General features: G+C 70.6%; 18 protein-coding genes and 1 tRNA gene. 9 read left to right on the forward strand and 10 right to left on the reverse strand.

Annotated features, from left to right (window positions below):
* Nucleotides 1–8 precede the first annotated feature (8 nt).
* The 5 genes from ftsX to prfB all read right to left on the reverse strand — a co-directional run bounded on the left by ftsX (nt 9) and on the right by prfB (nt 4,163).
* On the reverse strand, nt 9–914 hold the full coding sequence (ftsX, locus tag ISO16_RS06535; protein ID WP_072635556.1) for a permease-like cell division protein FtsX: 906 nt from the start codon (nt 912–914) through the stop codon (nt 9–11).
* A 60-nt stretch (nt 915–974) separates the two neighbouring features.
* Nucleotides 975–1,664: a cell division ATP-binding protein FtsE gene (gene ftsE, locus ISO16_RS06540; protein ID WP_029544525.1), complete on the reverse strand. Its 690-nt coding sequence runs from the start codon at nt 1,662–1,664 to the stop codon at nt 975–977.
* A gap of 31 nt (nt 1,665–1,695) precedes the next feature.
* Complete coding sequence (locus tag ISO16_RS06545) at nt 1,696–2,136, reverse strand: hypothetical protein (RefSeq protein WP_050035443.1); 441 nt, start codon at nt 2,134–2,136, stop codon at nt 1,696–1,698.
* Nucleotides 2,133–2,960: a mechanosensitive ion channel family protein gene (locus ISO16_RS06550; RefSeq protein ID WP_373566485.1), complete on the reverse strand. Its 828-nt coding sequence runs from the start codon at nt 2,958–2,960 to the stop codon at nt 2,133–2,135. The genes ISO16_RS06545 and ISO16_RS06550 overlap by 4 nt, the downstream gene beginning before the upstream one ends.
* 78 nt (nt 2,961–3,038) lie before the next feature.
* A complete protein-coding gene (prfB, locus tag ISO16_RS06555; protein WP_029544529.1) occupies nt 3,039–4,163 on the reverse strand; it encodes a peptide chain release factor 2 in 1,125 nt (374 codons plus the stop codon).
* Nucleotides 4,164–4,241: 78 nt separating this feature from the next.
* Between prfB and hisN the strand changes: the two genes are divergently transcribed.
* From hisN to ISO16_RS06570, 3 genes are all read left to right on the forward strand, one after another.
* A complete protein-coding gene (hisN, locus tag ISO16_RS06560; protein ID WP_072635557.1) occupies nt 4,242–5,027 on the forward strand; it encodes a histidinol-phosphatase in 786 nt (261 codons plus the stop codon).
* Between the two features lie 101 nt (nt 5,028–5,128).
* Nucleotides 5,129–6,520, forward strand: a complete 1,392-nt coding sequence (locus ISO16_RS06565) for an acyl-CoA dehydrogenase family protein (RefSeq protein WP_072635558.1) — start codon at nt 5,129–5,131, stop codon at nt 6,518–6,520.
* A gap of 43 nt (nt 6,521–6,563) precedes the next feature.
* Nucleotides 6,564–7,772, forward strand: coding sequence for an acyl-CoA dehydrogenase family protein (locus ISO16_RS06570; RefSeq protein WP_072635559.1), 1,209 nt, complete (start codon nt 6,564–6,566; stop codon nt 7,770–7,772).
* A gap of 86 nt (nt 7,773–7,858) precedes the next feature.
* Here ISO16_RS06570 and ISO16_RS06575 read toward each other — a convergent pair whose 3' ends face one another.
* On the reverse strand, nt 7,859–8,197 hold the full coding sequence (locus ISO16_RS06575) for a potassium channel family protein (RefSeq protein ID WP_072635560.1): 339 nt from the start codon (nt 8,195–8,197) through the stop codon (nt 7,859–7,861).
* A gap of 257 nt (nt 8,198–8,454) precedes the next feature.
* Between ISO16_RS06575 and ISO16_RS06580 the strand changes: the two genes are divergently transcribed.
* Nucleotides 8,455–10,098: an acyl-CoA synthetase gene (locus ISO16_RS06580; RefSeq protein ID WP_029544536.1), complete on the forward strand. Its 1,644-nt coding sequence runs from the start codon at nt 8,455–8,457 to the stop codon at nt 10,096–10,098.
* Between the two features lie 51 nt (nt 10,099–10,149).
* Here the strand turns inward: ISO16_RS06580 and ISO16_RS06585 are convergent.
* Together ISO16_RS06585 and ISO16_RS06590 are read right to left on the reverse strand one after the other, a co-directional pair.
* Nucleotides 10,150–10,226, reverse strand: a tRNA-Met gene (locus ISO16_RS06585).
* Nucleotides 10,227–10,481: 255 nt separating this feature from the next.
* Nucleotides 10,482–13,469 carry a UPF0182 family protein gene (locus ISO16_RS06590; RefSeq protein ID WP_174824780.1) on the reverse strand — a complete coding sequence of 996 codons (2,988 nt, stop codon included), beginning with the start codon at nt 13,467–13,469 and terminating at the stop codon, nt 10,482–10,484.
* Between the two features lie 155 nt (nt 13,470–13,624).
* Between ISO16_RS06590 and ISO16_RS06595 the strand changes: the two genes are divergently transcribed.
* Entirely contained in the window at nt 13,625–14,230 is a 606-nt protein-coding gene (locus ISO16_RS06595; RefSeq protein ID WP_037200991.1) for a PPA1309 family protein, read from the forward strand.
* A 20-nt stretch (nt 14,231–14,250) separates the two neighbouring features.
* Here ISO16_RS06595 and ISO16_RS06600 read toward each other — a convergent pair whose 3' ends face one another.
* The gene (locus tag ISO16_RS06600) at nt 14,251–15,276 is read right to left on the reverse strand and encodes a YlbL family protein (protein WP_072635561.1); all 1,026 of its coding nucleotides are present in this window, start codon (nt 15,274–15,276) and stop codon (nt 14,251–14,253) included.
* A gap of 88 nt (nt 15,277–15,364) precedes the next feature.
* Here ISO16_RS06600 and ISO16_RS06605 point away from each other — a divergent pair, with 88 nt between their 5' ends.
* The 4 genes from ISO16_RS06605 (at nt 15,365) to ISO16_RS06615 (ending at nt 19,284) form a co-directional block, all read left to right on the forward strand.
* Nucleotides 15,365–16,867 carry a zinc-dependent metalloprotease gene (locus ISO16_RS06605; RefSeq protein ID WP_006942790.1) on the forward strand — a complete coding sequence of 501 codons (1,503 nt, stop codon included), beginning with the start codon at nt 15,365–15,367 and terminating at the stop codon, nt 16,865–16,867.
* A gap of 94 nt (nt 16,868–16,961) precedes the next feature.
* Nucleotides 16,962–17,822 carry a TOMM precursor leader peptide-binding protein gene (locus ISO16_RS06610; protein WP_029544547.1) on the forward strand — a complete coding sequence of 287 codons (861 nt, stop codon included), beginning with the start codon at nt 16,962–16,964 and terminating at the stop codon, nt 17,820–17,822.
* Complete coding sequence (locus ISO16_RS28905) at nt 17,819–17,941, forward strand: hypothetical protein (protein ID WP_268256889.1); 123 nt, start codon at nt 17,819–17,821, stop codon at nt 17,939–17,941. Before ISO16_RS06610 ends, ISO16_RS28905 begins: the two co-directional genes overlap by 4 nt.
* Nucleotides 17,942–17,952: 11 nt before the next feature.
* On the forward strand, nt 17,953–19,284 hold the full coding sequence (locus ISO16_RS06615) for an ABC1 kinase family protein (RefSeq protein WP_029544549.1): 1,332 nt from the start codon (nt 17,953–17,955) through the stop codon (nt 19,282–19,284).
* A gap of 21 nt (nt 19,285–19,305) precedes the next feature.
* Here the strand turns inward: ISO16_RS06615 and ISO16_RS06620 are convergent, their stop codons facing one another.
* Nucleotides 19,306–19,584 (reverse strand): WhiB family transcriptional regulator, encoded by a 279-nt coding sequence (locus ISO16_RS06620; protein ID WP_043797088.1) that lies wholly within the window; start codon nt 19,582–19,584, stop codon nt 19,306–19,308.
* Between the last annotated feature and the right edge of the window lie 245 nt (nt 19,585–19,829).

Genomic DNA, 19,829 nt, shown 5'->3' on the forward strand with positions numbered 1-19,829 from the left:
ACGCGCGGCTATTCACGCACGTACAGACGCAGGGTGACGTAGGCGGTCAGGGCCGCCATGCCGACGCCCACCAGCACCAGGATCGGCGAGACCAGCAGCACGTCGCTGTTGGAGATGCGGGCGACGATGTTGGCCTCGTAGACCTCCGCGAGCACCTCGTCGACGAAGGCGCCCTTCGCGACGAACAACCCCGCGATCGCCAGCGCCGCGCCGATCACGGCCGCCGCGACGGCCTCGAGCAGGAACGGCAGCTGGGTGTACCAGCGGGTGGCGCCGACCAGCCGCATGATGCCCACCTCGGTGCGGCGGGTGAACGCGGCGATCTGCACCATGTTCGCGATGAGCAGGATCGCAGCGACCGCCTGGACCGTGGCGATCGCGAATGCGGCGTTGCGGACGCCGCCCAGCACGCTGAACAGCCGCTCGACGAGGTCCTTCTGATTGAGCACGCTGTCGACGCCGGGACGGACGGCGAACTGGTCCTCGATCACCCCGAAGCGGTCGGGATCCGAGAGCTTGATCTTGAACGAGGCCGGGAAGCTCTCGGTGCTGACGAGCTCGGCGAGCTCCGGCTGGTCCTTGAAGACCCGCTCGGTCGCGTCGGCGACGGCGTCCTCGCGGTTGAGGTACTGCACCGACACCACCGCCGGGGTGTTCTCGAGGTCCGAGCGCAGGGTGCGGCAGATGTCCTGTTCGCAGTCGGGGTCGAGGGTCGAGATGTCGTCGGTGAGGAACACCTGCACCTCGACCCGGTCGAGGAAGATCTGCTGCGTCTTGTCGGCCATCTGCACGACGAGCAGACCCGCGCCGAACAGGCCGAGGGAGATCGCGGTGGTCAGGATCATCGCGACGGTCATGGTCAGGTTGCGGCGCAGGCCGGTGACGACCTCGCTCAGGATGAAGCTGGCACGCATGGAGTGTCGAAGTCCTTCGGTTGCCGGAGGGGCGAGAGCGATGGGAGCGGAGGAGCGCGGTCAGCGACCGACGCCGTAGACGCCGCGCGCCTCGTCGCGCACGACCCGACCGAGATCGAGCTCGACCACGCGGCGCCGCATGGAGTCGACGATGTGGTGGTCATGGGTGGCCATGAGCACGGTGGTGCCCGTGCGGTTGATGCGCTCGAGCAGCATCATGATGTCCTGGCTGGTGTCCGGGTCGAGATTGCCGGTGGGTTCGTCGGCCATGAGCACCAGGGGCCGGTTCACGAAGGCCCGGGCGATCGCGACGCGCTGCTGTTCGCCGCCGGACAGTTCGGTGGGCAGGCGGTCGGCCTTGCCGGACAGGCCGACGAGGTCGAGCACCTCGGGCACGGTGCGAGCGACGACCGAGCGGGGCTTGCCGATCACCTCGAGCGCGAACGCGACGTTCTCGGCCACCGTCTTGCGCTGCAGCAGCCGGAAGTCCTGGAATACGCAGCCGAGGTTCTGCCGCAACCTGGGCACCCGGCGCGCCGACAGGCGGTTGACGTGGAAGTCCGCCACGTGGATGTCACCGGAGGTGGGCGTGTCGTCACGCAGGAGCAGCCGCAGGAAGGTCGACTTCCCGGAACCGGACGGGCCGATGAGGAAGACGAACTCGCCCTTGTCGATCTCGACGCTCACCTTGTCGAGGGCGGGCCGGGTCGACGTCTTGTACGACTTGGACACATTCTCCAGGCGGATCACGCCGCCATGCTAGCCGTTATCGGACGGTGACCTAAGGAACCGACTCGCCGGTAGGTTCGGCGGGGGACGAATCGCCGAGGCCGGGAATCGGAATCTCGGGCAGCCGCAGGCCGGGCTGAGTCGTCGTGGTCGTCGGGGCCGGGGCCTCGGGAACGGTGCGCGAACCCGCTCCGCCGGGCGTGGATCCGGTCCCGGTCGGCGCCGGCGTGGTCGTCGTCGGGGTCGGCTCCGTACTGGTCGGCGTGGGGCTCGGTTCGGCGGTGGTGGGCTCGGGCACGTACGGCACGTACGGCGTCTCGCTGACGACCACCGCGCCCGGCGGCGCCGTCGCCGTGCCCTGTTCCTCCTCCGGGTTGAGGTACAGGTAGAGCACCCACAGCCCCAGCCACACCAGGCAGAGGGCCAGGGTGGCGGTACGCAGCCGGCCGCCGAAGACGTGGTCCGGGATGTGGAACCTGCGAGGCTCGCTCACCGCACCGCCTCGATCCCGTGGATCGGGGTGGACGTGTCGAGCTGTGGATGGACGGTGAGGCCCTGCCGGCGCAACGCGAGCGCGACCCGCACGCGCAGTTCCCGTCCCACCTGGAACTGCTTCCCGGGCAGGGTGCGCGCGACCATGCGAACGCTGACCTGGTCGACCTCGAGGCTCTCGACGCCCATCACGGTGGGCTCGTCGAGCAGCAGTTCCTTCAGCTTCTCGTCCTCGAAGGCATTGACGCCGACCTCGTGCAGGATGTCGTTGACCTCCGCGATGTCGGCCGTGACCGGGATCGGCACGTCGACGACCGCACGGGCCCAGTCCTTGGAGAGGTTGACGGCCTTGTTGATCTGCCCGTTGGGCACGGTGATGACCTCGCCGGCGGCGTTGCGCAGCTTGGTGACGCGCAGGGTGACGTCCTCGACCGTGCCGACGGCGTCGGCGGAGGCCCCGGTGACCGAGATCTGGACCGTGTCACCGAACCCGTACTGCCGTTCGGTGATGATGAAGAATCCGGCGAGAATGTCCTGGACGATGCGCTGGGCGCCGAAGCCGAGCGCCGCGCCGAGGACGGTCGCGGGGGCCACCAGGCTGCCGATGGGCAGCGCGAGGTAGTCGAACACCTTCAGGGTGGCGACGATGTAGACGAACGTGATGACCACCCAGGTGATCACCTGCGCCACCGAGTGCCGGTGTTTCGTCACCTCCGAGCGCACCAGCGCGTCGGACTGCTGATACGTCTCGTCGATGCGGCGGGTGATGCGGCCGCCGGTCCAGCTGACGAACCGCGCGACGAGGACAGCGCCGAGCACGGTCAGCGCGATCTGCAGACCGCTGGTCGACAGCCAGTCGAGGAGCCTGGTACCGGGAAACAGGGTGGATCCTCCGTAGCCGTGTTATTGATTCTGCTTCTGGTTCTCGCGCATGCGCCACCGGATGCCCTCTTCGAGGAATCCGTCGATGTCGCCGTCGAGGACGGCGGCCGGGTTGTTCACCTCGTACTCGGTGCGCAGGTCCTTGACCATCTGGTACGGGTGCAGGACGTAGGAGCGCATCTGGTTGCCCCACGAGCTGCCGCCGTCGCCCTTGAGCGCGTCCATCTCCGCGCGCTCCTCCTGCCGCTTGCGTTCGAGCAGCTTGGCCTGCAGCACGCGCATGGCCGAAACCTTGTTCTGCAACTGCGACTTCTCGTTCTGGCAGGTGACGACGATGCCCGTGGGGATGTGGGTCAGGCGCACCGCGGAGTCGGTGGTGTTGACGGACTGCCCGCCCGGGCCGGACGAGCGGTACACGTCGACGCGGATGTCGTTCTCGTCGACGTCGATGTGGTCGGTGGTCTCGACGACCGGCAGCACCTCCACCTCGGCGAACGACGTCTGGCGGCGGCCCTGGTTGTCGAAGGGGCTGATCCGCACGAGCCGGTGGGTGCCCATTTCGACCGACAGGGTGCCGTACGTGTAGGGCGCCTTGATCGCGAAGGTCGCGGACTTGATGCCGGCCTCCTCCGCGTACGAGGTGTCGTACACCTCGACCGGGTAGCCGTGCTTGTCGGCCCACCGGATGTACATGCGCATGAGCATCTCGGCCCAGTCCGCGGCGTCGACGCCGCCGGCGCCGGCGCGGATGTTGACCAGCGCGTCGCGCTGGTCGTACTCGCCGGAGAGGAGCGTGCGCACCTCCATCGCCTCGATGTCGGTGCGCAGGCCGGCCCGCTCGGCGTCGGCGTCGGCCATGGCGGCGGCGCGGTCCTCACCCTCCTCGCCCTCGGCGAGTTCGTAGAGCACCGGTAGGTCGTCGAGCCGGGAGCGCAGCTCCTCGACGCGGCGGAGTTCGCCCTGGGCGTGCGAGAGCTGGCTGGTGACCTGCTGCGCGTGCTCCTGGTCGTTCCACAGCTCCGGGTCGGCGGCCTGGTGCTCGAGTTCGTCGATACGCCGACGCAGCTCGTCCACGTCGAGAACCGCCTCGACGGTCTCGAGGGTGGTCGCCAGTTCGGCCAGGTCTGCGGAAACATCGGGATGCACGATTCCCAAGGTTACCGGGTGTGCGGCGGTGCCTCGCCACCGCTCGGGGCCGGTGGGCTCTCGGCTAGCGTCTGAGGCATGAGCACCGACCTCTCGGCCGATCTGGACCTCGCCCTGCGCCTCGCCGACGAGGCGGACGCCATCACGCGCACCCGGTTCGGCGCCCTCGACCTGTCCGTCACCGACAAGCCGGACCTGACACCGGTGTCGGATGCCGATCTCGGCGTCGAACGCGCCGTGCGCGGCACCCTCGGCGCCGAGCGCCCGGGCGACGCGATCCTCGGCGAGGAGTTCGGCGGCGACGCGGTGTTCACCGGCCGGCAGTGGGTGGTCGATCCGATCGACGGGACGAAGAACTTCGTGCGCGGCGTGCCGGTGTGGGCCAGCCTCATCGCCCTGCTCGACGACGGCGTGCCCGTGGTGGGGGTGGTGAGCGCCCCGGCGCTGAACCGTCGCTGGTGGGCCGCGGCGGGCGCGGGCGCGTGGACGGCGTACGACGGCGCAGAGCCGCGCCGCATCGCCGTCTCGCAGGTCACCGACCTGTCCGCGGCGTCGCTGAGCTTCTCGAGCCTGTCCGGCTGGCGCGATCGCGGTCGGCGCGACGAGTTCGTCGCGCTCACCGACGAGGTGTGGCGGGTGCGGGCCTACGGCGACTTCTATTCGTACTGCCTGCTCGCGGAGGGTGCGGTCGACATCGCACTCGAGCCCGAGGTGTCCCTGTGGGACCTGGCCGCGCTCGACGTGCTGATCCGGGAGGCGGGAGGCCGGTTCACGAATCTGGACGGTGCGGCCGGCCCGCACGGCGGCAGCGCGGTAGCCACCAACGGGGCGCTGCACGAGGGCGTGCTCACGCGCCTGCGGTGATCCGCGCGGCTCCCGCCCACCCCGAACTTACTCGATAGTAGACACCTACCTTACTCCGGAGTAAGGTAGGTGGTGTCCGTCCCCACATCGAGAAACTTCTGGTGATCATGAGCAAGCAAGAGAGTGTGGCCCGGAACACCCCTCGCGACACGTCCGCGGTGGGCCTGAATCCCCTCCGACGGGACGCCATGGGCGCCGCGATGCGGGTGCTCACGCGGATCACCGGTTCGGAGCTCGCGGACCGGTACAACCTCCGGCAGGCCATCGACCGGGTGACCTACCAGTCCACCAAGACCGGCTTCAAGACGCTCGGCGCCGCCACCCGCACCTTCAAGAAGGTCACCGGCGGCAACGCGCCTCAGCGCCTCGACCCCGCCGTCCGCACCGACCTGTTCGACCTGACCCCCACCGACGATCAGCAGATGATCGCCGAGACCGTCCGCGAGTTCGCCGCCGAGATCCTGCGGCCCGCCGCGCACGACGCCGACGAGGCGGCCGCCGCCCCCACCGACCTCCTCGCCCGGGCCGCCGAACTCGGCATCACCCTCGTCAATGTGCCCGAGGCGTTCGAAGGAGCCGCCACCGAGCGGGGCGCCGTCACCAACGCGCTCGTCGCCGAGGCGCTCGCCCACGGCGACATGGGGCTGGCCCTGCCGATCCTCGCGCCGAGCGGCGTCGCGGTCGCCCTCACCCAGTGGGGCACCGAGGAGCAGCAGCGGACCTACCTGCCGGCGTTCGCCGGGGACGACGTCCCGCAGGCCTGTGTCGTGATCACCGAGCCGCGCGCCCTGTTCGACCCGTTCGCGCTGCAGACCAAGGCGGTGCGCTCCCCCAGCGGTTACCGGCTCAACGGCGTCAAGTCCCTCGTGCCGGCCGCCGGCAGCGCCGAGCTGTTCGTCGTCGCCGCCGAGCTCGACGGAAAGCCGTCGCTGTTCCTGGTCGAGTCCGACAGCAAGGGCGTCGCGATCGAGGCCGACCCGTCGATGGGCCTGCGTGCCGCCGGGCTCGGCCGGCTGCATCTGACCGACGTCGCCGTCCCGCAGGCCGCCCTGCTCGGCGACGCGGACGCCGACGCACGCGCCGAGCAGTACGCGGACGCGGTCCGCCTCGCCCGCCTGGGCTGGGTCTCCCTCGCCATGGGTACCGGGCAGGCCGTGCTCGACTACGTCGTCCCCTACGTCAACGAACGGGAGGCGTTCGGCGAACCGATCAGCCACCGGCAGGCCGTCGCCTTCATGGTCGCCGACATGAAGATCGAGCTCGACGGCATCCGGCTGGTCACGCTTCGCGGCGCGGCCCGCGCCGAGCAGGGCCTGTCCTTCGCCCGGGAGGCGGCGCTGGCCCGCAAGCTCGCCACCGACAAGGGCATGCGGATCGGCCTCGACGGCGTCCAGCTGCTCGGTGGCCACGGCTTCACCAAGGAACACCCCGTCGAACGCTGGTACCGCGACCTGCGCGCCGTGGGCGTCGCCGAGGGCGTCGTCCTCGTCTGAGCCGCCCGATCCGGCAGCGTCACCTCACACCTAGGAATCTGTGATGATCAATCTCGAACTTCCCAAGAGGCTCAAGGCGTCAGCGAACCAGGCGCACCAGGTCGCCGCGCAGATCTTCCGTCCCGTCTCGCGCAAGTACGACCTCGCCGAGCACGTGTACCCGGTCGAGCTCGACACGATGGCCGCGATGGTCGAGGGGTTGAACGACTCCGGCCAGGGCGCCTCGGGCGCGGCGCTCGGCCGCGGCGACGAGCCGAAGAAGCAGGCCGGCAACGTCAACGGCGGCAACATGGCGTCGCTGCTCAATGTGATCGAAACCTGCTGGGGCGACGTGGGGCTCACCCTGTCGATCCCCTACCAGGGGCTCGGCAACTCGGCGATCGCCGCCGTCGCCACCGACGAGCAGCTCGAACGCTTCGGCAAGGTGTGGGCGTCGATGGCGATCACCGAGCCGAGCTTCGGCTCCGATTCCGCCGCCGTGACCACCACCGCCGTCCTCGACGGCAACGAGTGGGTCCTCAACGGCGAGAAGATCTTCGTCACCGCCGGCGAGCGCTCGACCCACGTGGTGGTGTGGGCGAGCGTCGACAGGTCGAAGGGGCGCGCGGCGATCAAGTCGTTCGTCGTCCCGCGGGACGCCCCCGGCCTGAGCGTGGCGCGCCTCGAGCACAAGCTCGGCATCAAGGCCTCCGACACCGCCGTCCTGGTGCTCGACAACTGCCGGATCCCGAAGGACAACCTGCTCGGCAGCCCCGAGGTGAACGTCGAGAAGGGGTTCGCGGGGGTCATGCAGACCTTCGACAACACCCGCCCGATCGTCGCCGGCATGGCCGTCGGCGTCGCCCGCGCGGCGCTCGAGGAACTGCGCGGCATCCTCGCCGAGGCCGGCGTCGAGGTGTCCTACGACATCCCGGCCTGCAACCAGCACGCCGCGGCCGCCGAGTTCCTCGCGCTCGAGGCCGACTGGGAGGCGGCCTACTTGCAGGCGCTGCGGGCCGCGTGGATGGCCGACAACAAGCATCCCAACTCGCTCGAGGCCTCGATCTCCAAGGCCAAGGCCGGCCGCACCGGCACCGCGGTCACCCTCAAGGCCGTCGAACTGGCCGGCACCTACGGCTACTCCGAGCGTCCGCTGCTCGAGAAGTGGGCGCGCGACTCGAAGATCCTCGACATCTTCGAGGGCACCCAGCAGATCCAGCAGCTCATCATCGCGCGACGGCTGCTGGGCCTGTCGAGCGCCGAGCTGAAGTAGCAGGTCACAGACCACTTCTCCGAGGGGTCGGGCCCCCGCCGTACGCACCGACGGTGGGGGCCCTCTCGCGCTCCGGGGCCGGTCCGCTACACGCGAGAGCCGGCGGAATCGTCCTCACGTGCGCGGCGGAGATCTTCGCGGAGGGCGACCACCTCGGCCGTCAGCGCGGCCACCTGCGCCCGTGTCGCCGCCTGGCTCGCCTCGTCCTGCTCGCCCACACGCTCGACCGGCCAGGACGCCGACGTGGCCGTCACGACACCGAGCAGGGCGATGCCCGCGATCATCAGGGCGGCCGCGATCAGCCGGCCGGTGGCCGTGACGGGGGCGAAATAGCCGTAGCCGACCGTGGTGACACCCAGGTGAGCACCATCACCGCCTCGCCCACCCGCGCCGTGCCGTCCGCCGGCTGGGCGAGCACCAGCCATGCGTACGCGGCCAGGAACATCCCCGCCGCGGTGGCCATCGGCCATTCGGACAGGCGGCGCCACCGTTCCTCGGTCACTCGAACGCCCCGGAGGCGAGGTATCGGATCACGAACGGATCCTGCCGTCACCGCCGCGCGGGCCGGAATCGCCTCCCGTCCGGTGCCCGCCGGCAATTCGGACGAATGTCCATGACTGTGAGGCGCGTCACCACTAGGGTTGCGGTGACGCGAATCCGGCACGAGCTCGAAGGGGACAGCATGCCCGGGCAGGACATCATCGACAGGATCACCGGTGCCGCCGGGGGGGTGACCGACACGCTGGGCGCCGTACGGGTGCTCGCCCGCTCCGGGCTGCTGCACTTCCCCCGGGTGGACCACGGGATCGGCACCCTCGTCGCGGTGAGCCGCTACGGTCCGTTCGCCGGACCGGTGCACGCCCACGCCGCGCGTGGCTTCGACGCCGTCGCCCTCGTCGACGAGCGCGGCCGGCTGAGCTACCAGGAACTCGAGGCGCAGTCGAACGCGCTCGTGCGGGCGCTGCAGGCCGACGGCGTCGCGGCGGGGGACGTGATGGGCCTGATGGCCCGCAACCATCGCGGACTCGTTCTCACCATGCTCGCCGCCGCCAAGCTCGGCGCCAAGCTGGTCATGATGAACACCGGATTCGCTCCGCGGCAGCTCGCGGACGTCGCCGCGCGCGAAGGTGTGGGCACCTTCGTCTACGACGCCGAGTTCGCGGCGGTGGCGGCCGCCCTGCCGCCGGAGGTGCGGACCTACAGCTCGTGGCCCGAGGGCGACGAGCCGGGCCCACCGGGCATCGAGTCCGTGCTCGCGCAGTTCGACGGGTCCGCCGTTCCGCCGCCGAGCACGCTGGGCGGTTTCGTTCTGCTCACCAGCGGCACCACCGGCACACCCAAGGGCGCCCCGCGCGAGCGCACGTCGCCGCTCGCCTCGGCGCAGTTCCTGGACCGGGTACCGCTGCGGCCGGGACAGACGATGCTGATGGCGGCGCCGGCGTTCCACGGGACCGGAATCTCGCAGTTCGGGCTCGCCCTGGCGTTGGGGCAGACGGTGGTGATGGAGCGACGGTTCGACCCGCTCGAGACGGTTCGCCTGATCGAGCGGCACCGGGCCAACGTGCTGGTCGTCGTGCCGACCATGCTGCAGCGGATCCTGGACCTCGGCGGCGAGACGATCGGGCGGTACGACACGTCGAGCCTGCAGATCATCTTCTCCGCCGGGTCCGCGCTGTCGCCGGACGTGTGCCGGCGCACCCGTGAATACTTCGGCGACGTGCTGCACAACCTGTACGGCTCCACCGAATGCGCGGTGGCCACGGTCGCTACTCCCGAGGACATCCGCCGGGCGCCGGGCACGGCCGGACGGCCGCCGGTGACGTGCCGGGTCGAACTGTACGACGAGGCCGGCAACCGGATCACGACGCCCGGCGAGGTGGGCCGGATCTTCGTCGCGAGCGGTCTGAGCTTCGACGGCTACACCGACGGCCGGGACAAGGAGCGCATCAACGGTCTGCTCTCGACCGGCGACGTGGGGCACTTCGACGAGGATGGGCTGCTGTTCGTCGACGGCCGAGACGACGACATGATCGTCTCCGGCGGCGAGAACGTGTACCCGCTCGAGGTGGAGAACCTCCTCGTCGAGCGGGACGACGTGTTCGACGCCGCGGTGGTCGGCGTGGAGGATCCGGACTTCGGTCACCGGTTGCGCGCCTTCGTGGTGCCGGCGGAGGGCTCCGAGCGCGACGCCGAGGAGATCAAGGAGTATGTCAAGGCGAACCTGGCCCGCTACAAGGTCCCGCGCGACGTCGTCTTCCTCGACGAACTGCCGCGCAATGCGACGGGAAAGCTGCTGCGACGCGTGCTCGTCGACATGAAGCCCTGAGCACATGGGAAGGGCCCGGCACCGGATGATCCGGTGCCGGGCCCTTCCACTTGGTAGCGGGGACAGGATTTGAACCTGCGACCTCTGGGTTATGAGCCCAGCGAGCTACCGAGCTGCTCCACCCCGCGTTGCAAGAACGAAGTTACACGGCTCGATGAACGGAATGCAAATCGCCTGGGCGAAGGCCGTTTTCGCCCCTCATACTGTGTCCTGGGACACACTCGCGCGACGACCCCGCTCACATAACGGTGGAATAACAATCGCGTGGCGAGGCGGCCGACCTGCAGTGCGAGAGCGGCTGCCCCGGCCGGACGCCGAGTCGTCCTCGAACCGACGGGGCCCCGCGCACCTCGTGCGCGGGGCCCCGTTCGTCGCGGAAGGGATCAGCCGCCGGTGGACTGGTACGCGTCCACGGCCGCCTGCACCCGTTGCAGCGCCCGGCCGTAGGCGGCGAAGTCGCCCGTGCTCTGGGCCGCACTGAGCTCGGCCAGCGCCGCGTCGAGTTCGGCGACCGCGGCCGCCCGGTCCGCGGGAGCCGGGGCGGGAGCGGGGTTCGGCGCCGGAGCGGGCGCCGGAGCCGCTGCCTGACCGTCCTGCTCCGTCCCCTCGACCGGCGCGGTGGGCGCCGACTCGCCACCCGGCGCAGTGGCCGCACTGCCGACACCGGCCCCGAAGACCTGGTCCAGCGCCGAGGCGAGGGTGGGGGCGTAGCCAATGCGCACGCCGCCGGCAGGGCCGGGCTCGCGATAGCTGACGATCACCCGGGACAGCTGCGGGAACGTCGACGTGCTCCCCGTCGCCGAACTGCGTTCCGTGTACATCGGCTGGACGTAGAGGATCCCGCCCTGGGCGATGGGCAACGTCAGCAGGTTGCCGTACTGGATCCGGTTGGATCTCTCGAGCAGGGTCCGCTCCGACGCGACGCGCGTGTCGGAGATCATCGCGTTCTGCGTCTGTTCGGGACCGAACGTCTGGGTGTCGGTCGGCAGCCGCAGGATCGTGAACCTGCCGTAGTTGTCCGGGTCCGAGTCCACCGAGATGTACGCGGACAGGAACTGCCGGTTGAAGCCCACCATCGCCGAGGTGAGCCGGAACGACGGGCGGGCCGTCTCCTCGTCACCGATCAGCACGTAGTACGGCGGCTGGTTCGCGGTCGTGTCCACCGTCGGATCGCTCGGCACCGACCAGAACGCGTTGTTGGTGAAGAACTCGCGCGGGTCGTCCACGTGATACTTCGCGAGCATCTCCCGCTGCACCTTGAACAGGTCCTCCGGGTACCGGAAGTGTGAGCGGAGCTCGTCGGAGATCTGATCCTGCGGGGTCACCGCATCGGGGAAGACACCCATCCACGCCTTCAGGACCGGGTCCTGGTCGTCGACCTGGTAGAGGGTCACGGTGCCGTCGTACGCGTCGACCGTCGCCTTCACCGAGTTCCGGATGTAGGAGACCTCCTTGCGGGGCAGCAGCCGGCCGGTGTTCTGGTCGACGCTGTCCTCGACGAGCCCTTCGAGGGAACTGCGCTGCGCGTACGGGTAGTTGTCGAGCGTGGTGTAGGCGTCGACGATCCACACGATGCGCCCGTCGACCGCGGCGGGATAGGCGTCGCCGTCGGCGGTGAGCCACGGCGCGACCTTCGTCACCCGGTCCCGCGGGTCGCGGTTGAACAGCAGCTTCGACTCGCTGCCGATGGCGCTCGAGAACAGGATGTTGCGTTCGGCGTACTTGGACGCGAACGCGAGCCGGTTGAACCAGTTGCCGATCGAGACGCCACCCGAGCCGGTGTAGGTGTACTGCGCGGTGTCGGTGTCGTACTCCCGCGGGGCCTCCCCCTCGGCGGCACCGACGATCGCGTAGTCGGGCTCCTCCTGCGCGATGACCTCACCGAAGTAGATCCGCGGCTGCTCGACCGGAATCACCTGGTTGCCCGACTCGAGCGATGCGATGTCGCTGACCATGTACACCGGGTAGCCACTGTTGCTGTTCGCGGCCTCTTCCGCGGACTCGCTGGCGGCCGCGTTCACCCGGTTGGCGGGAGCCGCGACCAGGCCGTTGCCGTGGGTGTACACCGTGTGCTTGTTGATCCAGTCGGTCTGGTTGCCCGTCAGGCTCGACGGCGACAGCTCGCGGGCGGCGACGATGTAGTCCTCGCGCTCCCCGTCGATCTCGTACCGGTCGATGTCCAGCGACGGCGGGAACCCGTAGAAGTTCTTCAGCTGCTGCTGCTGGGTGAAGGTGCGCGGCAGCACGTTGGGATCGAGCAGGCGGGTGTTGGCGATGGTGGTCACGTCCGCCGGCACGTTGCGCGGTGACGTGGTGCCCACGCCGGGGTAATCCCGGTACTCCACGATCTCGTCCGTGATGCCGTAGGCCTCACGCGTCGCCGCGATGTTGCGCTCGATGTACTCGGACTCCTTGACGGCGGCGTTCGGCCGGACGGAGAACTGCTCGACCACCAGCGGCCACACGGCCCCGACGAGGATCGACGAGAGCACGAGCAGGGCCGTCGCCATCGCCGGGATGCGCAGGTCGCGCAGCACGATGGCCGCGAAGAACGCCACCGCGCAGATGACCGCGATCGCCATCAGGATCAGCTTCGCGGGCAGCACGGCATTGATGTCGGTGAAGCCCGCGCCCGTGAAGGTGGGCTCCTTGCGCCCGCTCCACAGCAGTGCGTACCGGTCGAGCCAGTACGCGATCGCCTTGAGCGCAACGAAGATCCCGGCCAGCACGGCCAGCTGGATGCGGGCGGCGCGGGTGAGGCTGCCGCCGCGGCCGGCGAGCCGGATGCCGCCGAAGATGTAGTGGGTGACCAGGCTGGCGAAGAGCGCCAGGATGACCGCCACGAACATCCAGTTCAGCAGGAAGCGGTAGAACGGCAGGTCGAAGGCGTAGAACCCGACGTCCAGCCCGAACTGGGGGTCCGTGGTGCCGAACGAGCCGCCGTTGAAGAACATCTGCACGGTCACCCAGCTCGCCTGCGCGATCAGGCCCGACAGCAGGCCGAGCACGATCGGAATGCCGAGGCCGAACGTGCGCAGCCGGGTCATCACCGTGGTGCGATACCGCGAGATGGGGTCGTTGGGCCCGGATGCGGGCACGAACACCGGCCGCGATCGGTACGCCAGCAACAGCGCCAGCCACACCACACCGCCCACGAACAGGCTCACGAGGAGGAACAGGACGATCCGGGTCAACAGCACCTTCAGGTACACGTCACGGAAGTCGACCTCGCCGAACCACAGCCAGTTGGTGTAGGCGTCCACCAGTCGGGGACCGACCAGCAGCAGCACCGCGGCCACCACGGCCAGGCTCAGCAGGATCTTGCTGCGTTTCGACAGCGAAGGTACTCCGGTGGGGGGCCTCATGCCCACGTGCCACACTCCCAATTCTCCGGCGACGCGAACGCGCCGCAGCTGTTCACCCCGACTGTCACCCACGGCACTCGCGGTGACCGTTTCGCCCCACTCTACGGAATGAGGCGACCACCACGCCGCGCGGCGACGAGACCCGGCGACGATGCAAGGATATGTCCGTGAGCGACAGTCATCCCGTCCCGTCCGAAGACGCCCTGCGCCGGTGCGTCGGTGAGATCGTCGACTTCGTCGACGCCGGTGGCTGGGGACAGCCGCCGACGATGTTCGCGCTGGTGCCCACGGCCCTGCTGGCGGCGTCGGAACCCACCCTGCTCGACCAGCTGGACGAGGGCCACGAGTACACCCCGGTGGAGCAGGAGGCCTTCCCCGACGACGTCGAAGGCGGCAGCCCCGCCCTCGACGAGTTCCTCGCCACCACCAGCTGGCCCGATTCCGTCGCCGGCTGCGCCCTGGTGCAGGAGATCGTGGTGCTGCCCCCGAGCGCGGAGTCGGATCTCGACGACGCGCTGGTGCCGCTGCTCGCCGATCCGCACGCCGCCGACGAGGCCGCCCGGGCCGCGGCGCACGGGCACCCGGAGCGGCGCGATGCCCGCCTGATCGCGGCGGTCCTGCGCGACGGTCCGTCGCTGTCGCTGCTGCAGCTGCGGCCCACCGACGAGGACGACCCGTTTGCCGGGATCGAGCTGCGCACCTACGACAACCTCGCGCCGAACGTGGTGTCCGCCCTGTACGCGACCCTCGAACCGGGCGACGACTAGGACCGGTCCCGCACGACGGCCTAGCCGCAGGTGGGCGCGTCGCCGCCGGCGGCGAGGGAGCCGAGCGCGTCGATCGCGCCCTCGAGGGTCTCGACCTTGACCAGCCGCATCCCGTCGGGGGCGTCGCTCTGTGCCTCGGCGCAGTTGTCGGCGGGCACGAGGAACACCGTGGCGCCGTCCTCCGCGGCCCCGACGAGCTTGTGGGTGATGCCGCCGATCGGGCCGACGACCCCGTCGGAATCGATGGTGCCGGTGCCTGCGACGACCTCGCCGCCGCTGAGCTCGCCGGGGCTGAGCTTGTCGACCACGGCGAGGCTGAAGATCAGCCCCGCCGACGGGCCACCGACGTCGGCGAGGTTGAACGTCACGTCGAACGGCACGTCCGGGACCTCCTCGGGGCTGATGCCGAGGAAGCCCTTGTCCGGATCGTCGGGGCGGGCTCCCACAGTCACCGAGGCGGTCTGCTCGACCCCGTCGCGCACGAGCACGACGTCGACCGGGGTGCCGGGCGCGACCGCGGCGACGGCCCGCTGCACGCTGCCGGCGGTGGTCACCGGCTCCCCGGCGACGGTGACGAGCCGGTCGCCCTCGCGCAGCACGCCGGCGGAGGGCCCGGACTCGCCGACCCTGGCGACGCGCAGGACGACGGGCAGGTCGAGGTGGTGCAGGGCGGCGAGTTCCGCGCTGCGTTCGGACTGCTCGAACTGGGCGGCGTCCGCCTCCTTGACCTGCTCCCTGGTCGCGGTGGGCGGGTAGATCTGCTCGCGGGGGGCGATCCCGTACCGGCTGCCCAGCCACGCCGAGAGCGCCTGCGCCACGGTCAGGCGGTCGCTGACCCCGACCGTGGTCATCACGAACTCGCCACTGGTGGGGTCGGTGTCGGCGCCCTCGATGGCGACGACAGCCTTGCCGTCGATCTCGCCGAGGGTGTCGAACGTCGGGCCCGGACCGAGCGCCACGTACGGCACCTTCACGTTCAGCGCCACCGTCACCAGCAGCAGCGCGGGGAACAGCGCCGCCAGGATCGTCACGAGCCGTCGATTCACCCGGCCAGGGTATCCGGAGCGGCGATGTTCGCGATCAGCGTGATCGCGGGGGCCGCCACCCCGCGGTGCGCCTTGTACCGTTGACGACATGAGCGACACGCCTTTCGGATTCTCGAATCCCGACGACGACCCGGACCGCAGGAAGGACTCCGGTTCCGGTGCCGAGGGATCCGGCGCCGAGGGTGCCGGTCCGGAAGGCGCCGGGTCCCAGGGCGGCGCCACCGGCGGGTTCCCCTTCGGTTTCGGGGCCCCCGGCGCAGGCGGTGCCCCGTTCGGCGCGGGCGGCGACAACCCGTTCGGCGCGCAGGGCTTCGACCCGGCGGCGCTCGGGCAGATGCTGACACAGTTCGGTCAGATGCTCAGCGGCATGGGCAGCGCGGTGGGGTCCGGCGGTTCCGGGCCGGTCAACTACGAGGTGGCCGGCAAGCTCGCCCGCCAGCAGATCGGCTCCGTCACCCCGGTGTCGTCCGGGTCGGCGGATGCCGTCCGGGACGCCGCACATCTGGCGGAACTGTGGCTCGACGGGGCGACGACCCTGCCCGCGGGCGCGACCCGCACCGTCGCGTGGACGCCCGTCGACTGGCTCGACAACACGCTCGAGACGTGGAAACGCCTGTGCGATCCGGTGGCCGAGCAGGTCAACGGCATGTGGATGCAGGGCCTGCCGGAAGAGGCCCGGGCGATGGCCGGGCCGATGCTCGGCATGTTCTCCCAGATGGGCGGGCTGGCGTTCGGTTCCCAGCTCGGCCAGGCCCTCGGGCAGCTCGCCAAGGAGGTCCTGACCTCGACCGACATCGGCCTGCCGCTCGGGCCCGCTGGCACCGCGGCGCTGATGCCCGCCGCGATCGAGGCGTTCGGTGACGGACTCGAGCAGCCGGCCCAGGAAGTCCTGGTCTTCCTCGCCGCCCGGGAGGCGGCACACCAACGGCTCTACAGCCACGTGCCGTGGCTGCGCTCGCGCCTGCTGTCCACTGTGGAGGACTACGCGCGTGGCATCCGGATGGACTTCTCCGCGATCGAGGACCTCGCCCAGGGTATCGATCCCATGGCGCTGACGGATCCGTCGAAGATCGAGGAACTGCTCAAGGGTGCGGCGTTCGAGCCGCAGACCACCCCCGAGCAGAAGCAGGCCCTCGAACGTCTCGAAACGCTGCTCGCCCTGGTCGAGGGCTGGGTGGAGACCGTGGTCGCCGACGCGCTCGGCGACCGGCTGCCCGGGGTGGCCGCGCTGAGCGAGACGCTGCGCCGCCGCCGCGCGAGCGGCGGGCCCGCCGAGCAGACCTTCGCGACTCTCGTCGGTCTCGAGTTGCGGCCGCGGAAGCTGCGCGAGGCCGCGGCCCTGTGGCGCCGGCTCACCACCGATGCCGGGCCGGACGCGCGGGACAAGGTATGGGCGCACCCGGATCTGCTGCCGGACTCGTCGGACCTCGACAACCCGGCCGCGTTCCTCGACCGCGTCATCGGCGGAGAAGCGGCGGCGTTCGACGATCCGATCGCCCAGCTGCGCGAGACCGAGGCGCGCGAACGCGCCGAGCGGGAGAAGGGCGAGCCGGGCTCCGGCGAGTCCACCGATCCCGACGAATCCGCCTGAACGCACATCGGGCCAGGTAGGCGCCGGTTTTACCCTGTGGACAACCCGCCTCGGGCACAGGTGGTGCGACGGGGGTTGCTGTCAGGCTGACGGCATGACCACGGCAACGCATCCACAGTCCGGACCGGCGCTCGACCCTGCCCTCGAGGTGCTCCACCGACCGGACGGAACGGTGCAACTCGGGTGGGGCCCGGACACGGCGGCCGTCCTGTCCCCCGGCGCGGGGCTCGACGCGTTCGGCCTCTCGACGGTGCTGCGCCTGCTCGACGGGCGCTCGTCGCGCGAGGAGATCCTCGCCCGCACCGCGCGGGCGGGGCTGCCGGGCGCCGCCGTCACCGCCCTGCTCGACGAGCTGACCGCCCTCGGTGCGGTCCGGGATCCCGGCGTAGCCGCGCTGCAGGTCCCCCGGGTGCGGGTGCACGGGCGCGGGCCACTGGCAGACGCGCTGGTCGCCCAACTGACGGTGTCGGGCACGCGGCTGCGCCGGTCCGCCGTCTACACCGGCGACAGCGACGTCGCCCGCTGGGACGCGCAGTGCGTGCTGCTCACCGACGCGCTGGTGCCCGACCCCGGTCTCGTCCGCGAGCTGATGCGGCACCGTGTGCCGCATCTGCCCGTACTGCTGCGCGACGGCCGCGGCATCGTCGGCCCCTTCGTCGTCCCGGGCCGCACGAGCTGCCTGCGCTGCGCCGATCTGACCCGCACGGATCTCGATCCGCACTGGCCGCAGCTGGCCGCCCAGCTGTGCGACCGCGTCGGGTGTGCGGAGCCCGCAGCGGTGCTGGCGACCGCGGCCCTCGCCCTCGGACAGCTCGACGCGATTCTCGCCGCCTCGCCGTCCACGCCGCCCGCGACGTTGGACCGGACCCTCGAGGTGGATCTGCGCAGCCATCGACTCACGTCGCGGCGCTGGTTCCGGCACCCGGACTGCGGGTGCGGAGGCACACCCGCGTGAAGCGGCGCACCGCGCCGGTGACGCAGCGGCGCACCGCGCCGGTCGCGCAGCGGCGCACCGCGCCGGTCGCGCAGCGGCGCACCGCGCCGGTCGCGCAGCGGCGCACCGCGCCGGTCTGACGCCGTCAGGCATGATGGTGGGCGTGGCCGAAATCCCCCGCAGAAGCAGTTCCCGCACCGCCAAGCTCGCCAGCATCCCCCTCGGGATCGCCGGTCGCGCCGCGGTGGGATTCGGCCGGCGTCTGGCCGGCGGGGACCGCGAGGAGATCGATGCCGAGCTCGCGGCGAAGGCGGCCGAGCAGCTGTTCACGGTGCTCGGCGAGCTCAAGGGCGGAGCCATGAAGGTGGGCCAGGCGCTGAGCGTGATGGAAGCCGCGGTGCCGGAGGAGTTCGCCGAGCCGTACCGGGAGGCGCTGACGAAGCTGCAGTCGGCGGCGCCGCCGCTGCCGGCCAAGGCGGTCCATCGCGTCCTCGATCAGCAGCTCGGCGCCCGCTGGCGGGAGCGCTTCGCCTCGTTCGACGACATTCCCACCGCCTCGGCGAGCATCGGCCAGGTCCACCGGGCGGTGTGGGCGGACGGCCGCGAGGTCGCGGTTAAGGTTCAGTACCCGGGCGCCGACGAGGCGCTGCGCGCCGATCTGCGCACCCTGTCGCGGTTCGCGGGACTGTTCGCGACGGTAATGCCGGGCACCGACGTGCGGGCCGTGCTCGACGAGCTGACCGCGCGCACCGAGGAGGAGCTCGACTACCGGATCGAGGCCGACAACCAGCGGACGTTCGCCAGGGTGTTCGCCGACGATCCCCGGTTCGTCGTGCCGCGGGTCGTCGCCAGCTCCCCGAAGGTCTTTGTCACCGAATGGCTCACGGCGACACCGCTTTCCATGATCATCGCCGAGGGAACCCGCGAGCAGCGCAACCGGGCCGGGGCGCTGCTGGCCGAGTTCCACTTCGCGTCCCCGGCACAGGTGGGGCTGCTGCACTGCGATCCGCACCCGGGCAACTTCATGCTGCTCGACGACGGCCGGCTCGGCGTCATCGACTTCGGTGCCACGGCCGCGATGCCGAACGGGTTGCCGCCGGTGCTGGGCCGGATGGTGCGGCTGGCCCTCGAGGAGCGCTTCGACGAGCTGACCACGCTGCTCTACGAGAACCGATTCGTCCTGCCGGGCCGGGAGGTCACCGAGCAGGAGATCGCGGACTACCTGCGCCCGTTCACGGATCCGATCCACACGGAGTCGTTCCACTTCACCCGGGCCTGGCTGCAGAAGGCGGCGGGCACCGCCACCGACTTCTCCGGATCCAACTTCCGCACTGCGCGGGCACTGAACCTGCCGCCGGAGTACGCGAACATCGTCCGCGTACTCCTCGGCTCCGTCGGTATCTGCGCGCAACTGGACGCGCACGCGCCGTACATGCGGATCCTGTCGGCGTGGCTGCCGGGATTCACCGATCCGGTGGACTGACCTCCCGGCAGCCGGTCCGGCCTAGGCGCACACCAGTTCCTTGCGGGGGCGTCCCCGCGGACGCTTGCGGGCGACGACGACACCCCGTTCGAAGATCTCGCCGCCCCACACGCCCCACGGCTCGGCACGGTCGAGTGCCGCGGCGAGGCAGTGAGCGCGGATCGGGCACCGGCCGCACAGCGCCTTGGCTCGCTCCAGTTCGGTCGGTGATTCGGCGAACCACAGGTCCGGATCGCCGTCGCGGCAAGGCAACTCGCGCACGCGCGTCGTATGGTCGACGTCGAGCGTTGCGGTCTGCACGATGGATGTCTCCTCTGTCTGGTTCGGATGCGATGCGCGAACCGGGCAGAAGACGAAGAAGGCCACGGTCCGCTGGGCGGTGTCCGTGGCCGGAAGGCGAATGAAGATTACCGGGGTGAACCTCGGTGGCTTCGGGGCACGGACGAAGGGGCGGCTGCTCGCACGCGGGCGACGCGCGGAGTGCACGCGCCGGCGGCGACGGGGGCGCCGGCGACGGGGGCGGCGACCACCACTGCAGCTGCATC

The sequence above is a fragment of the Rhodococcus sp. M8 genome (genome assembly GCF_015654185.1).
Classification (GTDB): Bacteria; Actinomycetota; Actinomycetes; order Mycobacteriales; family Mycobacteriaceae; genus Rhodococcus; species Rhodococcus aetherivorans.

Excerpts from the sequence above, each read along its gene's own strand:
- ftsX (WP_072635556.1), bottom strand. The coding sequence starts at position 914 with ATGCGTGCCAGCTTCATCCTGAGCGAGGTCGTCACCGGCCTGCGCCGC.
- hisN (WP_072635557.1), top strand. The coding sequence starts at position 4,242 with ATGAGCACCGACCTCTCGGCCGATCTGGACCTCGCCCTGCGCCTCGCC.
- ISO16_RS06570 (WP_072635559.1), top strand. The coding sequence starts at position 6,564 with ATGATCAATCTCGAACTTCCCAAGAGGCTCAAGGCGTCAGCGAACCAG.
- ISO16_RS06575 (WP_072635560.1), bottom strand. The coding sequence starts at position 8,197 with ATGGCTGGTGCTCGCCCAGCCGGCGGACGGCACGGCGCGGGTGGGCGA.
- ISO16_RS06580 (WP_029544536.1), top strand. The coding sequence starts at position 8,455 with ATGCCCGGGCAGGACATCATCGACAGGATCACCGGTGCCGCCGGGGGG.
- ISO16_RS06595 (WP_037200991.1), top strand. The coding sequence starts at position 13,625 with ATGTCCGTGAGCGACAGTCATCCCGTCCCGTCCGAAGACGCCCTGCGC.
- ISO16_RS06605 (WP_006942790.1), top strand. The coding sequence starts at position 15,365 with ATGAGCGACACGCCTTTCGGATTCTCGAATCCCGACGACGACCCGGAC.
- ISO16_RS06610 (WP_029544547.1), top strand. The coding sequence starts at position 16,962 with ATGACCACGGCAACGCATCCACAGTCCGGACCGGCGCTCGACCCTGCC.
- ISO16_RS06615 (WP_029544549.1), top strand. The coding sequence starts at position 17,953 with ATGATGGTGGGCGTGGCCGAAATCCCCCGCAGAAGCAGTTCCCGCACC.